This is a genomic window from Arthrobacter sp. SDTb3-6 (assembly GCF_013376095.1).
GTDB lineage: Bacteria > Actinomycetota > Actinomycetes > Actinomycetales > Micrococcaceae > Specibacter.
Genome location: NZ_JAAMFN010000042.1, coordinates 19,896 through 32,229, shown reverse-complemented (window position 1 = coordinate 32,229; position 12,334 = coordinate 19,896). Strand labels below are relative to the sequence as shown.

Here is a 12,334-nt window from a genome sequence, read left to right as displayed (position 1 = left end):
ATAAACCGGCCGGATGGATTGTTGCTCATGGGGTGGATTGGGTGGTGAGGACGCGGTACATGAGAGAGCCGGAGACAAGCTCGTTGACTTTGGCCACAATTCCCGGGCGCCGGGCACCAATGATGAAGGTGGAGGCGCCAACAGCTTCCACAGGCGACCCTGAGTCAGCGCCGGGTCGGCCACCAACCGTCCGAAGGGACCACGGTGTGTCGTGACCAGTGGACGTGCCCACGAGCGCATCGCCAGGATGAGCCACGGACCCTGGGCCGGGCAGTGCCGCGACACGGTTCTTTAACGAATTGTGCCTGTGGCCAGCCCGGGACAATGCTTCGCTGCGCGGAACGCCAGCAAGGTGGAGAATGGGTTCACCAGATCCAAGCCGTTGAAAGGCGGATGATCCCTGTGACGGCACCCGAGCAACCTGAGCGGACTGTGATTCTCGACGGGTACAACCGGGTCCGGAGTGATCTTCGCCGGATACTTGAGCATGCCAGCACCGCTGACTTGCGCAGGAAAAGTGCCGGCACGAAGTGGACCAACGAGCAGCTACTCTTCCACATGGTGTTTGGCTTCATGATTGTTGCAGCGCTGCGCAACCTGATCCGCACGGTCACCATCCTGCCGCCCGTTTTTGGCCGTACCTTGGCGCGCGCGCTCAATGCTGGCACGATCCCGTTCGACTGGGTCAATTATCTTGGCTCACGCTATGCCGCACTCGTGTTCAACCGCCAGCGGATGGCCGGCAAGTTCGACAGGGTATTGGCGTCACTGGGCCGGCACCTCGCAGCCGAGGACCAAGAAACCTTGGAACGGAACATGGCATTTCCCACCCGGTGGGATCCGTTCTTCAAGGAGACCATGAGCCTGCTCCAGACCTACCAGTACCCGATCAACCATTACGACTTCCACCGCGAACAACTCAGCCTGAACAATCTCCAGTAGCGCTTGAACGCTGCCACGGATGCGGCCGGCAACCACTCGGTCGCTTCGCGGGGGCGGCTTTACAGGTAGCTGCAGATACGTGCGGGATCACAAATGGCCGGATCGCCTGCAACGGCCGTGCCGAGCATTTCGGCAACGGTATCGCGCAGTGCCGCGAGTTCTGCGATCTGGGCGTCCAGGTTAGACAGCCGCATGGCCAATACATCCTGCACATGAACGCAAGGAGATTGGCCTACGTCGCGGACGGAAAGGATATCGCCAATCTGGGCTAGCGTCAACCCCGCGGCACGGCCGCGTCGGATGAATTCCAGCCTGTCCACGGTCTTCCGGGTGTAGCTGCGGTATCCGTTTGGTGTCCTGTCTGCCGGCGGCAGCAAGCCGGAGTCCTCGTAGAACCGCAGGGTCTTGGCCGTCATGCCGGCTGCCGCAGCGGTTTCGCCGATCTGCATCATGCACCTCGTGATCCGTAGGAATTCTTTCACTTGACCTTCCAGTTTAGGGGAAGGTGCACAATAGTGGCATCAGCAGCCGCCCTGCGACATAGCGTGCCATGCTGCCCGAACCTTTGGAGGAACCATGTCAGAACCAACAGCGCCCAGTTTCGACCTTGCCGTTATCGGTTCGGGCGGGGGCGCGTTTGCAGCCGCGATCCGTGCCACCACCCTGGGCAAGCGGGTGGTCATGGTGGAGCGTTCCACGGTCGGCGGCACCTGCGTCAATACCGGGTGTGTGCCGTCCAAGGCACTTCTGGCCGCCGCCGAGGCCCGCCATGTGGTTCTTGACACGACCAGGTTCCCCGGGATCTCCACATCTGCGGGACCGGTGGACATGCCGGCACTCATTGAAGGCAAACGGGACCTGGTGGAAGGGATGCGGTCGGAAAAGTACGTGGACCTGATCGCCGAGTACGGCTGGGACCTGCGCCAAGGCAGCGCAGCCTTCCAAGGAACACCGGGTGAGCCGCTGCTGGCCATCACGGCACCCGACGGAACGGTCGAAACAATCCGGGCCGACCACTACCTCGTCGCCACCGGCTCAACCCCGTGGGCGCCGCCCATCCCCGGGCTGGAAGAGGTGGACTGGCTCACCTCAACCACCGCAATGGAACTGGACGCCGTACCGGAATCCCTGCTGGTGCTGGGTGGCGGGTACGTGGCCCTTGAGCAGGCACAGCTCTTCGCCCGGCTGGGATCGAAAGTGACCATGCTGGTCCGCTCCCGCCTGGCCTCTGCCGAGGAGCCGGAAGCCTCACGCGCCCTGCGCGGCATCTTCGCGGACGAAGGCATCGAGGTGGTGCGAAGGGCCGCCGCATCCAAGGTCGCAACAGACCCGGCAACCGGAGACGTGGTGGTCACCGCAGCCATGTCCGGAGGAGAGAAGGAATTCCGCGCCACCAAGCTCCTCGTTGCCACCGGCAGGCGTCCGGTTACCGACGGACTGAACCTGGCCGCCGTCGGGGTTAATACCGGCGACGGCGGCGAAATCCTGGTGGACAACAGCCTGAACAGTTCAAACCCGCGCATCTGGGGCGCAGGGGACGTCACCGGGCACCGCGAGTTCGTCTACGTTGCGGCCTCCCACGGGGCCATGGTGGCGGACAACGCGTTCAGCGCGGCCGGGCGCGAAGTCGACTACCGGCACCTGCCCCGCGTCACGTTCACCAGCCCGGCCCTTGCCGCCGTCGGCATGACCGACCACCAGGCCAACGCGGCCGGCATCCGGTGTGAATGCCGGGTCCTGCCCCTGGAATACGTGCCCCGCGCCCTGGTCAACCGGGACACACGCGGCTTCATCAAAATGGTCGCCGACGCCGACACCGGGCGCATCGTCGGGATCACCGCCGTCGCCAAGGACGCGGGGGAACTTGCCGCTGCCGGTGTCTACATCCTGGAGGCGGGGATGACCGTGGACCAGGTCGCGGCCATGTGGAGCCCTTACCTGACCATGGCCGAGGGCCTCAGGATCGCCGCCCAGTCATACAAAACGGACGTCTCCATGCTGTCCTGCTGCGCCGCCTAACCCGAGGTTCATTCAAGCCGAGCGCAACTATGCATCACTTTGCGCTCGGCAGGCGGTGGGATTGGCATCGGCCTTGAAGCCGTGACTGGCTGGCCAGACGTTTTTGCATGACCAACGTTCCAGGATCAGGATTGAGTCGCGGCATGAATGCAATCGACGCTCTCAAAGGGGTAGCGGTCTACCACCCAGTGAGGCTTCGCCTCTGACCGCCGAGGTGGGTGGTTGGCTTTCGCTGATGACCTCCTGGTCGGAGTGGCGCATTCTGGAGGTATCCGATAGTCGTTTGCGAATGTGGCGTGGTGATTGCCGTGGTCAATGTCAATGAGGTCCTCGATGGGCATGTGGGGCTGGATATCCAGTGCCTGGACCGGATCTATCTCAATGGTTACGTCCCGAATCTTCAGGTCGGCGGCCAGGTGGTCACGTTCCTGACCAAGCTTTGGGCTACCGGATTCCTTCCCCGGCGGTCTTGGGAAAGATCGGAACAGCCTTCCGGCGCTCCGTGAATTCATTCGCTGAAACCAACCACTTCCCTTTGATCCACTTCGCCAAGGAGGACCGCAAGATCGCCGTCATGCACCGTTTTATGCTCGCCCAGGAAAAGACGGGCCGGTCCGGTGTCGTGGCTGTTGGCGTGGCCCAGGAGTACCAGAATGTCTTCGCCTCCAGCGAACGAGAGGGAAGCAACGGGATACCCTGCTTTGGCTTCCACAAGGCCGACCGGCGGGTGACATGCTTCTACTTCTATCTCTGGGACAACGACTTCGGGGCCGCGTTCATCAAGGTCTGCGCCTACTTCCCCTACCCGATCAAGGTCTGGGTCAACGGTCACGAATGGGCCAAGCGTCAAGCGATCCAGACAGGGATCCGGTTCACGGCACTCTCCAACGGGTTCGCCTCCTGCGAGGACCCGGCAGCACTGCAGGAGATCTGCGATCGACTCGGCCCGGACACCATCGGAGTCTTCTTCCAACACTGGATGGCCGTGCTGCCGTTGCCTCTGACCGATGCCGACGCGGACGCCGGGTACTGGTGGGAACTCTCCATGCGGCAGATCGAGATCTCCCGCACCCTGGTCTTTGACGCGCCACGGCACGCCCGCTCCTTCTTTGAAGCACTGGTCGTGGACAGCCTCGACCTCGGCCGCCCGGAGACTCTTGAGCTGATCTTCGGCCCGCAAATCCGCCGTGGAAAGGTCCGTCGAACCCAGGACGTCTTCAAGACCAAGGTCGTGACCCGCGACACCGACGTCACCATCAACGCTTTCTACAAGCACTCCCGCATCAAGCAATACCTCAAGGATGGCCGGGCGCTGCGGATCGAGACCGTCGTCAACTCACGCGATGACCTGGCCTGTCACCGGCGCCTGGAACACCTGGATGAACTGCAACGAAAAGCCCGTGACATCAACGCCCGGCTGCTCGATACTGAACGTGTCGGGCAGGGTTGTGTCCTTGCGAGCCCAGCCTTTGAGCGGGTCGCACAGTCCACCCTCACCGATGATGGCAGCAGGGCCCCGGCCCTGCGGTTCGGCGATCCACGGGTCATGGCCCTGCTCGGCTCGCTATGTGTAACCCTTGCAGCCCTCGGATTCACCCATCGGAGCCTGCGTGCCCGGGTGACCCATCTGCTGGGCAGCGGCTACAGTGCCAACCAGATGAGCTACGATCTTGCCCGGCTGCGCCGCAACGGCCTCATCGAGCGCCAGCCCCACAGCAACACTTACACTCTCACCGCTGACGGCCAACGCATCGCACTTTTCTACACCAAGGTTTACAACCGGATACTGCGCCCCCTGATCGCCGCCGACAGAGCACCGGCCCCGGCACCACTACGCCAGGCACTGGTCACCATCGACAGCAATGTCCGCAGCTACATTGAGGGCGCCCGGTTGGGAAACCCTGCCTAAAAAACTCAAGACAAACGTCAATGTTTGCAACACCACGGAACGCCAGACGTTGGCACGCACAACAAGATGCAACGCTTCGTGTGGCTGTCCATGCCAGCCGTTAGGGGACCATCCTGTACCTGTCTGCGTTTCATCGGCCCAGCCACCGGGAAACGCTCAAGCTGCCTCGACGACCAGGGAATCGGCTTGAGCGACCTCCAAATTGGTGGACTTTCTCGGCATTCCTAGGCGGCCCGTTTCTCTCCCAGCGATGAACTTCCTGCCGATGACGTCTGAATCATAGCCACACCCCCTTGACCGATATACCCCTAGGGGGTATATTTGGGGTGTTGTCAGTGAAGTAGTTTGTCGCCGCCGTTGATCTTTCCGGCCGCCACTGCCGTTCAACCCACAACGCACAATTCATCCTCTTTCTAAGGACTCACTCGATATGTGCGGAACGAATAACCGTGAAGACCTCAAGCTGACGCCCGTCCAGGAGAGTTCCTGTGCGTGCTGCTCCACCCCGGCAATATCCACCCAGTCAGCCGACACATCAGGGACGGTCTATGAGCTGGAGGGGTTGACCTGTGGGCATTGCGTCCAAACCGTGGAGAAGGCCGTCCGCGCCGTAACCGGCGCAGATTCAGTGGCTGTCACCCTGGTAGCCGGGTCCGCCTCAACGCTGACAGTCGCCGGTCCGGTCAACCCGGAAACGGTTCGCGCGGCCGTTGTCACCGCAGGCTACACAGTCCTCTGAAGTTGGTTGACAACCACCATTCCAAGCCATCAGGGAGAGTCATGGAAACGCACGAGAACACGCATAATCACGAACACGACACGATGACGCATCCAAAGGCAGCCACCATGGATCACTCGGCCATGGGACACGGATGCATGGACCATGATGATCATGCCGTTCATACTGCAGGTCAGCATGCCGGGCACAGCACTGCCATGTTCAAGAACAGGTTCTGGCTGACCCTGATCCTCTCGATCCCGGTCGTATTCTTCAGCCCGATGGTTGGGCACCTGCTCGGATACACCCCGCCGCAGTTTATGGGTTCACCCTGGATTGCGCCTCTGCTGGGGACCGTCATTTTCTTCTACGGGGGACAGCCCTTCCTCAAGGGCGGATGGCAGGAACTCAAATCACGGCAGCCCGGCATGATGCTGCTGATCTCCATGGCCATCACCGTGGCGTTCATCGCCTCGTGGGTGACGAGTTTGGGCATCGGCGGCTTCGATCTGGATTTCTGGTGGGAACTGGCCCTGCTGGTGGCCATCATGCTGCTGGGGCACTGGATTGAAATGCGCGCCCTGGGCTCAGCACGCGGTGCCCTCGACGCACTGGCCGCATTGCTGCCCGATGAAGCCGAACGCGTCATCGACGGCGGCACCGAAACCATCAGCATCACCGAGCTCAAAGCCGATGATGTGGTCCTCGTCCGCTCCGGAGCCCGCATGCCGGCGGATGGCACCATCACTGATGGCTCCGCCGAGCTCGATGAATCCATGATCACTGGAGAATCTAAAACAGTCCCCCGAACGGTCGGGGACCCGGTCGTGGCCGGGACCGTCGCCACCGACAACTCCTTGCGAGTCAAAGTTACAGCAGTCGGCGATGACACCGCATTGGCTGGGATTCAGCGGCTCGTGGCGGAAGCACAGTCATCCACCTCCCGAGCCCAAGCACTGGCAGACCGGGCGGCAGCTTTCCTGTTTTACTTTGCCGCGGGCGCCGGCGTCATCACGTTCGTTGTTTGGTCGCTGTTGGGCAGCGTTCCGGATGCAGTGACCCGCACCGTGACCGTGTTGGTGATTGCCTGCCCGCACGCCTTGGGCCTGGCCATCCCCTTGGTCATCGCCATCTCCACCGAACGCGCAGCCCGGGCCGGTGTGTTGATCAAGAACCGCATGGCGCTTGAGCGGATGCGTACAATCGATGTCGTCCTTTTCGATAAGACCGGAACACTCACCAAGGGCGAGCCCAATGTCACCGGTGTTGTTGCGGCCGACGGCGTCACAACAGATGAGCTGTTGGCCCTTGCAGCCGCCGTTGAATCGGATAGCGAACACCCGGTCGCCAGGGCGATTATCGCCGCCGCCAAACGGACCGGGTATCCGGCTGTGGCCGCGTCCGATTTCCAGTCCCTGACCGGACGCGGCGTCCAGGCCACCGTCAACGGAAACAAGGCTGCAGTAGGCGGACCAGCTCTGCTCGCCGAACTCGGAGCATCAGAGCCCGCAGGCATCACGGACACGACCGCGTCCTGGAAGGAACGTGGCGCATCCATTTTGCATGTGGTCAGGGACGGAGCCGTCATTGGTGCCGTCGCGCTGGAAGATGAAGTCCGTGAGGAGTCCCGCCAAGCCATCGCGGCGTTGCAAAACCGTGGCATCAAGGTCGCTATGATCACCGGGGACGCCCGCCAAGTCGCCACAGCCGTAGCTGCTGAGCTGCACATCGACGAAGTCTTCGCCGAAGTCCTGCCCCAGGACAAAGACCAGAAAGTCGCCGAGCTACAAGCCCGGGGATTGAAGGTGGCCATGGTCGGCGACGGCGTCAACGACGCCCCAGCCCTGGCTCGGGCCGAGGTTGGCATCGCCATCGGTGCCGGTACCGATGTCGCCATGGAATCGGCAGGGGTGGTGCTCGCCGGCAACGACCCCCGGGCAGTGTTGTCCATGGTCGACCTCTCCCACGCCAGTTACCGCAAGATGTGGCAAAACCTCATCTGGGCCACGGGCTACAACATCATCTCCGTCCCCCTGGCGGCCGGGGTCCTGGCCTTCGCCGGGATCGTGCTCTCCCCCGCAGCAGGGGCGGTGTTGATGTCACTGTCTACCATCGTGGTGGCACTCAACGCCCAACTGCTCCGCCGGCTCAAGCTCAACCCCGCCGACGTTCGATAACTCCCCTTCGCAGGATTCACCCAGATTGCTCCAATACACTACACAGCGACCCGAACAACCGGCCCGATGAACAGAAAGGACCCACAATGCGCTTTCCCATAAATCTGCCCACTGCCGGGTCCCTTCTGCGCTGGGGCGGGTTGCTCGCCGTCGTGTGTGCCATTATCGGCGGCATTATGGGCATGCATGTGGTCAATGGTGCTCCGGCAGTCTCCGCGGCGCCCTCCGGCATGAGTGCTGCGATGATGGCGCAGGGTACGGCCAAGCATTCAAGCACCCCTGTCCACATCGCTGTAGAATCCGGCCACTCGACCAGTGCGGCCGCACTGGGACAGGTCAACGCCGTGCCCGATTGCGGCTGCTCCCCCGCTGGCTGCGCCGCATCCATGGCAATGCACGGAGACTGCACACCCACTGTCAGCTCCCCGGTGCTCAACCTTCCACTGCCGGGAACACTCAGCATCCATGCCCCTGGAACAGGATTCGCCGTCGTTCCGGGACACAAATCGTCGGATCGCATCCCCGATCCGCCATCACTTGCGAAACTCTCGATCAGCAGAACGTAAACCGATGATCGGCCCGTGTATCTTTCACGGGTCCTCATTGACGCGCCCTCGAACGGGTGCGACTGCCAAAAAATTCGAAGAGCTTGAGTGAAGGACTGTTTTGTTATGAAAAAATCACTGATTGTTTCCGCCACCGTTGTTGCCGCCATGATCGCACTGGCCGGTTGTTCCACAGGGACTGACGGCGGATCCATGCCCGGCATGGACCACGGTGCCACCGCCACATCAACGTCAACGTCATCCTCTGTCACCGGCACCGAACACAATGTCGCGGACACGATGTTCGCCCAAATGATGATCCCCCACCACGTCCAGGCCGTGGACATGAGCGACATCATGCTCGCCAAGACCGGACTCGAGCCAAAGATCTCGGCATTGGCCGAAGAGATCAAGGGTGCCCAGGATCCGGAAATCGCGAAGATGACCACCTGGCTGACGGGGTGGTCCGAACCGACAGCCATGGCCGGCAGCCACTCGATGAACGGCATGATGACCTCCGCGGACTTGGACAATCTCAACGCCGCCGAGGGCCCGGAAGCGGGCAAGCTGTTCCTGACCCAGATGATCGCCCATCATGAAGGCGCCGTTGAGATGGCCAAAACCGAGGTCACCGACGGGAAAAATGCCGATGCTGTGGCCCTGGCCAAGAGCATCGTTTCCTCCCAGGAGACCGAGATCAAGGTCATGGAAGACCTTCTCGCCACCCTGTAGGCACCGGCACAGTAGATATTTTCGGTGGTGGATCTGAACATCTTTGGATCCACCACCTCATCCTTTCTTCCTCTCGCTTCTTTGGAGTCCCCTTTGCAACCCCGTACCTCCCTTTTTCGTGCCCGCCGATCCGCCGTCATGTCATTACTGGCCCTCCCGCTGCTCCTGACGGGGTGCACCAGCGCCGGGTCCCCAACTGCTGAGCCAAGCCCGAACGCCGCGGCACTGAGCCATGTGCATGGCATCAGTGTGGACCCGGAATCCTCGAGGATCCTGCTGGCCACCCACGATGGCTTGTATGACGCCACCGAGGATCCCGCCGTCAAGATCAGTGACTCCACCATCGACCTGATGGGGTTCACTGCCACCGCCGAACCCAACGTGTTCTACGCCTCCGGTCACCCCGGCCCCGGATCCTCGCTGCCGAACCCTGTCGGACTCATACGATCCGACGATGCCGGAAAGACCTGGGAGCCGGTCTCCAGAGCCGGCGAGTCCGACTTCCACGCACTCACCGTCAGCGGCCACACAATAGTTGCCTTCGACGGTCAGCTGCGCACCAGCACCGACGGAACCAACTGGTCCACCTCACCAGCGACGTTTACCCCGGCCGTGCTAGCCGGCAGCCCGGCCTCAACGGTCCTGTTGGCGACGACCGAGAATGGGGTGCAGCGCTCCACCGATAGCGGAACAACCTGGCAAGCTGTACCGCAAAGCCCAATCATCCAATTCGCAGCCATCGCAGCGTCAACGCACAAGGCACCCACAAAGGCCATCGGAGTAGAGCCAAACGGGACAGTCCACGTGTCCCCCGATGCAGGAGCGACATGGGCAACTGCGGGAACGGTTGAAGGCCGGGTCCAAGCCATCACCGCCGTTGAAGGCGACACGGGCGAGTTAACGATTTGGGTGGCCACCGCCACCGGTGTCCAAGTCTCCACCGACGACGGCGTGACCTTCCGACCGGCCGCTTCCTAGTTCAATGGGCATTGGAGAGTTTTTCGCCAACACAGTAACCTCGGGGGCATTGCTCATCGCAATACCCTTGGCTTTGATTGCCGGCATCGTCTCGTTCATGTCCCCTTGCATTTTGCCGCTCGTACCTGGCTACCTCGGATATGTCTCGGGCCTAACCGACCCCAACCAACCCAAGAACCGACGCCGGGTTCTAGCCGGGGTCGGATTGTTCGTGCTCGGCTTTGGCGCTGTCTTCACCCTGTATGGGGCTGCCTTCGGGATGATGGGATCCTGGCTCCTGCACTGGCAGGACCCACTCATGCGCGTCATGGGCGTCTTCGTCATTGTCATGGGACTGGTGCTGCTGGGGAAATTTTCCTGGCTGCAACAAAGCCGCAAACTTACGCTGACTCGGCGTACTGGGCTGGGCGGGGCTCCGCTGCTGGGCGTTGTCTTTGGCCTTGGATGGACTCCCTGCATGGGCCCCACGCTCAGTGCCGTCCTAGCCCTCAGCGTCACGTCCGGCAGCACCTGGCGAGGTGCGCTCCTGGCGTTTGTCTATTGTCTGGGCTTGGGCATCCCCTTCCTGCTGGTCGCCCTCGGATTGGGCTGGGTAACCAAGGTCTTGGGCCTGGTTCAACGGCACATTCGCATTGTCAACATCGCAGGAGCATCCATGCTGATTCTACTGGGCCTCATGATGGTCAGCGGTCTCTGGATGCAGTGGATTTACCAGCTTCAAAACCTCTCCGGCACCTTCCTCACCCCGGTCTAACCAGAATTCTTTCAAAGGAAACAACCATGACTCTTCCCCTGAATCGTCGATCTTTTCTCGGTCTCTCCGTTGCGGCCGCCGCTGCAGCGGCACTGGCCGCCTGTACACCGGCAACTCGCACTCCCGCCCAAGAAACCCGCATCATGCCTGGCGACCCTGTCGTCGCAGAGTACGAGTCCAAGCGCCCAACCTTCGGGACGACGGTCAGTCAGCAACTTACGCCTACTCCCTTCACGACGATGCTGGCTGGCAAGCCCGTCACGACGTGGGGATTCAACGGTGCACTGGTCGCGCCGATCATTCGCGCCAAGGTCGGCGACCTGCTGGAAGCCACGGTCAGCAACGGGCTCACCGAAACCACCAGTATCCATTGGCATGGTCTTGCCCTGCGCAACAACGACGACGGCGTTCCTGGCCTCACTCAAGTTGCGATCGGGGCCGGCAAGGACTACTCCTACAAATTCGCGCTCTCACACCCCGGCACGTACTGGTATCACTCGCATGTGGAAATGCAGCGTGAACGCGCCCTTTACGGGGCCTTGATCGTCGAAGACCCGCAGGAATCCCTGAAATACGACAAGGACTGGGTCATCGTTCTGGACGACTGGTTCGATGGAGTCACCGGCACTCCGGAGGAGGTTCTGGCGGCGGTATCCGAGGGTATGCCCAGCATGGGTGGCATGGACCATGGAAGTGGCAGCGGTGGCATGGTGATGGGTCATATGCTCATGGGCGCCACCAGCGACTTCCTGGGCGGGGATGCCGGAGACATCGCCTACCCGCTCCACCTTTTCAACGGACGGGAACCCGGAAACCCGGAGACGATCAATGCCACGCCCGGCGAGCGTATCCGGCTTCGCATCATCAACGCCGCCGGCGACACCGCCTACCGGATTGGCGTACCAAACCAACAACTCACCCTGACCCACACCGACGGGTTCTCCGTTCAGCACACCGACGTTGACGCCGTCGTCCTGGGGATGGGGGAACGCATCGACGCCATTCTCACCGTCAAGGACGGGTACACACCCGTCCTCGCCCTGGCCGAGGGAAAAGCGCAGATGACCTACGGACTTGTCACCACGGGAACTGGCACGGTACCCGGCAAAGACACCCTGCCGACCGAGCTGAGAGGCAAAGTGGTCGACGGCGGCCAACTTACCGCGGATCCCTCGGTAACCTTCCCAGCCAAAACAGCAGACCGCACCCACGAGTTGCGACTCACCGGCGGTATGGCCGACTACGACTGGGGCATCAACGACCAACGTTTCGACATGACCAAACCCTACGAGAATGCCTTCGATCTCAAGGTCGGCGAACGGGTGGAGGTGAAGTTCATCAACGACACCGAAATGTGGCACCCGATGCACATTCACGGCCACACCTTTCAAATCGGCATCGACGGTGCCCGCAAGGACACGGTCATCGTCCGACCCAAGGAGACCGTCACCGTCTACTTCGATGCCGACAATCCGGGGCAATGGCTCATGCACTGCCACAACGCCTTCCATGCCGAACGCGGCATGATGGGCGTCTTCTCATACATCAAATAGGGCAGGA

At 61.7% G+C, this 12,334-nt stretch carries 12 protein-coding genes; 11 read left to right on the top strand and 1 reads right to left on the bottom strand.

From position 1 onward, the window contains the following. The first annotated feature begins 402 nt into the window (after positions 1–402). Positions 403–942 (top strand): DinB family protein, encoded by a 540-nt coding sequence (locus G6035_RS16650; protein ID WP_371131052.1) that lies wholly within the window; start codon positions 403–405, stop codon positions 940–942. Between the two features lie 59 nt (positions 943–1,001). Here G6035_RS16650 and G6035_RS16645 read toward each other — a convergent pair whose 3' ends face one another. Beyond that, positions 1,002–1,391: a heavy metal-responsive transcriptional regulator gene (locus G6035_RS16645; protein WP_176618226.1), complete on the bottom strand. Its 390-nt coding sequence runs from the start codon at positions 1,389–1,391 to the stop codon at positions 1,002–1,004. A gap of 127 nt (positions 1,392–1,518) precedes the next feature. On the opposite strand from G6035_RS16645, the gene merA reads away from it, so the two are divergent. From merA to G6035_RS16600, 10 genes are all read left to right on the top strand, one after another. After that, positions 1,519–2,961: a mercury(II) reductase gene (merA, locus tag G6035_RS16640; protein WP_176618224.1), complete on the top strand. Its 1,443-nt coding sequence runs from the start codon at positions 1,519–1,521 to the stop codon at positions 2,959–2,961. Positions 2,962–3,257: 296 nt separating this feature from the next. Then, a complete protein-coding gene (locus tag G6035_RS19800; protein WP_218063308.1) occupies positions 3,258–3,467 on the top strand; it encodes a hypothetical protein in 210 nt (69 codons plus the stop codon). After that, a complete protein-coding gene (locus G6035_RS16635; protein WP_218063307.1) occupies positions 3,464–4,870 on the top strand; it encodes a hypothetical protein in 1,407 nt (468 codons plus the stop codon). The genes G6035_RS19800 and G6035_RS16635 overlap by 4 nt, the downstream gene beginning before the upstream one ends. Positions 4,871–5,300: 430 nt before the next feature. Continuing rightward, positions 5,301–5,609, top strand: a complete 309-nt coding sequence (locus G6035_RS16630; RefSeq protein ID WP_176618223.1) for a heavy-metal-associated domain-containing protein — start codon at positions 5,301–5,303, stop codon at positions 5,607–5,609. A gap of 41 nt (positions 5,610–5,650) precedes the next feature. Beyond that, complete coding sequence (locus G6035_RS16625; protein WP_176618222.1) at positions 5,651–7,765, top strand: copper-translocating P-type ATPase; 2,115 nt, start codon at positions 5,651–5,653, stop codon at positions 7,763–7,765. A gap of 86 nt (positions 7,766–7,851) precedes the next feature. Further along, positions 7,852–8,331, top strand: a complete 480-nt coding sequence (locus G6035_RS16620; RefSeq protein WP_176618221.1) for a hypothetical protein — start codon at positions 7,852–7,854, stop codon at positions 8,329–8,331. Positions 8,332–8,436: 105 nt separating this feature from the next. Beyond that, complete coding sequence (locus tag G6035_RS16615) at positions 8,437–9,042, top strand: DUF305 domain-containing protein (RefSeq protein ID WP_176618220.1); 606 nt, start codon at positions 8,437–8,439, stop codon at positions 9,040–9,042. A gap of 138 nt (positions 9,043–9,180) precedes the next feature. Beyond that, positions 9,181–10,020 carry a F510_1955 family glycosylhydrolase gene (locus G6035_RS16610; protein ID WP_176618219.1) on the top strand — a complete coding sequence of 280 codons (840 nt, stop codon included), beginning with the start codon at positions 9,181–9,183 and terminating at the stop codon, positions 10,018–10,020. A 4-nt stretch (positions 10,021–10,024) separates the two neighbouring features. Then, positions 10,025–10,774: a cytochrome c biogenesis CcdA family protein gene (locus G6035_RS16605; protein WP_176618218.1), complete on the top strand. Its 750-nt coding sequence runs from the start codon at positions 10,025–10,027 to the stop codon at positions 10,772–10,774. 26 nt (positions 10,775–10,800) lie between these two features. Next, positions 10,801–12,327 carry a multicopper oxidase family protein gene (locus G6035_RS16600; protein ID WP_176618217.1) on the top strand — a complete coding sequence of 509 codons (1,527 nt, stop codon included), beginning with the start codon at positions 10,801–10,803 and terminating at the stop codon, positions 12,325–12,327. The last annotated feature ends 7 nt before the right edge of the window (positions 12,328–12,334 follow it).

Bases quoted from the DNA above. Each gene is read 5' to 3' on its own strand.
- G6035_RS16600 (WP_176618217.1), top strand. From the start codon at position 10,801: ATGACTCTTCCCCTGAATCGTCGATCTTTTCTCGGTCTCTCCGTTGCG.
- merA (WP_176618224.1), top strand. From the start codon at position 1,519: ATGTCAGAACCAACAGCGCCCAGTTTCGACCTTGCCGTTATCGGTTCG.
- G6035_RS16620 (WP_176618221.1), top strand. From the start codon at position 7,852: ATGCGCTTTCCCATAAATCTGCCCACTGCCGGGTCCCTTCTGCGCTGG.
- G6035_RS16605 (WP_176618218.1), top strand. From the start codon at position 10,025: ATGGGCATTGGAGAGTTTTTCGCCAACACAGTAACCTCGGGGGCATTG.
- G6035_RS16625 (WP_176618222.1), top strand. From the start codon at position 5,651: ATGGAAACGCACGAGAACACGCATAATCACGAACACGACACGATGACG.
- G6035_RS16615 (WP_176618220.1), top strand. From the start codon at position 8,437: ATGAAAAAATCACTGATTGTTTCCGCCACCGTTGTTGCCGCCATGATC.
- G6035_RS16630 (WP_176618223.1), top strand. From the start codon at position 5,301: ATGTGCGGAACGAATAACCGTGAAGACCTCAAGCTGACGCCCGTCCAG.
- G6035_RS16610 (WP_176618219.1), top strand. From the start codon at position 9,181: ATGTCATTACTGGCCCTCCCGCTGCTCCTGACGGGGTGCACCAGCGCC.
- G6035_RS16645 (WP_176618226.1), bottom strand. From the start codon at position 1,391: ATGCAGATCGGCGAAACCGCTGCGGCAGCCGGCATGACGGCCAAGACC.